The sequence below is a fragment of the Kineosporia babensis genome (assembly GCF_021129305.1).
GTDB classification, from domain to species: domain Bacteria; phylum Actinomycetota; class Actinomycetes; order Actinomycetales; family Kineosporiaceae; genus Kineosporia; species Kineosporia babensis.
Genome location: NZ_JAJOMB010000073.1, coordinates 1 through 1,407 on the forward strand (window position 1 = coordinate 1; position 1,407 = coordinate 1,407).

The following is a 1,407-nucleotide window of genomic DNA, read 5'->3' on the forward strand; positions in this document are numbered from 1 at the left end:
TGAGGTTCCCCCGAGGGAGTGGACACCGAGTTAGCAGGACCGTAGGTCCTGCTGGAAGGATGTCCCTATGCCTCCTCGTAAGCGCCGGTCGTACACGACCGAGTACAAGATCGAGGCTGCTCACCGCGTGATCGACTCCGGGCGGACCATCGCCGAGGTCGCTCGGGAACTCGGGATCGACCCGGGCATGCTGAGTGTCTGGGTCAAGGACGAACGCCGGCGGGTCACCGCCGCCGAGGCGGTCGGGGAAGCTCCCCTGGACGCCGCCGAACGGGCCGAGTTGCTGCGGCTACGCAGCCGAGTCTCGGAACTGGAGAAAGACAATCAGTTCCTGGCAAAAGCTTCGGCGTACTTTGCGTCGAAGACGAATCCACGCGGTTCGAACTGATGGCGAAGTACGCCTGCCCCGAGCAAGATTCCCAGCCAGAGCACGAGCAGCCGGCCCCGACCGGCCAGGAGCCCGGAACGCACGACGAGACAGGCGTCCAGGCCGCGCAGCCCCGGCCGCAGAGGTTCTCCGTGCTCCGGATGGCCCGTCTGCTGAAGGTCTCCACGTCGGGCTTCTACGCCTGGCGCAACCGCCGGACCGCATCCGAACCGACCGAAAGACAACAGCGGCGAACAGATCTGACGGTCAAGATCCTTGACATTCACGCCGAGTCCGACGGGACCTACGGCTCCCCGCGGATCACTGACGAGCTGCGTGAACGGGGTGAGGTCGTGAATCCCAAGACCGTCGCGTCGATCATGGCCGAGATCGGGATCGAGGGCATCAGTCCCCGCACGTTCAAAGTCCGCACGACAGTTCAGGATCCAGACGCATCGTTCCCACCCGACCTGGTGCTGCGGCAGTTCGATCAAGGACGATTGAACGCCGCGTGGTTCACCGACATCACCTACCTGACCTGCGGTGACGGTGACATGTTCCTGTGCGCGATCCGGGACGGGCACTCCCGCCGCGTCCTGGGCTACGCCATCGACGACCACTTCGACGCGCCCATGGTCGCCCGGGCCATCGACGCCGCCGTGGCCACCCGCACCGCCGAAGGCCACGACGTGGCCAAGACCATCCTGCATTCGGATCGTGGCGGGGAGTTCACGGGCGCCGTGACCGCGGCCGCCTGCGGCCGGCACGACCTGCGCCGGTCGATGGGCGAGACCGGGATCTGCTGGGACAACGCGCCCTCGGAGTCGTTCTGGTCCACCTTCAAGCACGAGTACTACTACCGCCGGACCTTCGCCACGAAGGCGGAACTCATTGCCGGAGTTGACACATGGATCCGCTGGTTCAATCATGAACGTCGCCACTCAGGAGCAGGAGGGCTCAGCCCCATCCGCTTTGAGCGGACACTGACAGGCACAGCCAACGCTGCTTAACCCCCTGTCCACCGTTTCGGGGGAACCTCA

General features: G+C 65.3%; 2 protein-coding genes. Both read left to right on the top strand.

Annotated features, from left to right (window positions below):
• The first annotated feature begins 67 nt into the window (after positions 1-67).
• Positions 68-388 carry a transposase gene (locus tag LR394_RS41015; protein WP_231450138.1) on the top strand — a complete coding sequence of 107 codons (321 nt, stop codon included), beginning with the start codon at positions 68-70 and terminating at the stop codon, positions 386-388.
• Entirely contained in the window at positions 388-1,377 is a 990-nt protein-coding gene (locus tag LR394_RS41020) for an IS3 family transposase (protein ID WP_231450139.1), read from the top strand. The genes LR394_RS41015 and LR394_RS41020 overlap by 1 nt, the downstream gene beginning before the upstream one ends.
• Positions 1,378-1,407: the final 30 nt, after the last annotated feature.

What these genes read in the sequence shown, in the direction of transcription:
- LR394_RS41015 (WP_231450138.1), top strand. Translation starts at nt 68, where the DNA reads ATGCCTCCTCGTAAGCGCCGGTCGTACACGACCGAGTACAAGATCGAG.
- LR394_RS41020 (WP_231450139.1), top strand. Translation starts at nt 388, where the DNA reads ATGGCGAAGTACGCCTGCCCCGAGCAAGATTCCCAGCCAGAGCACGAG.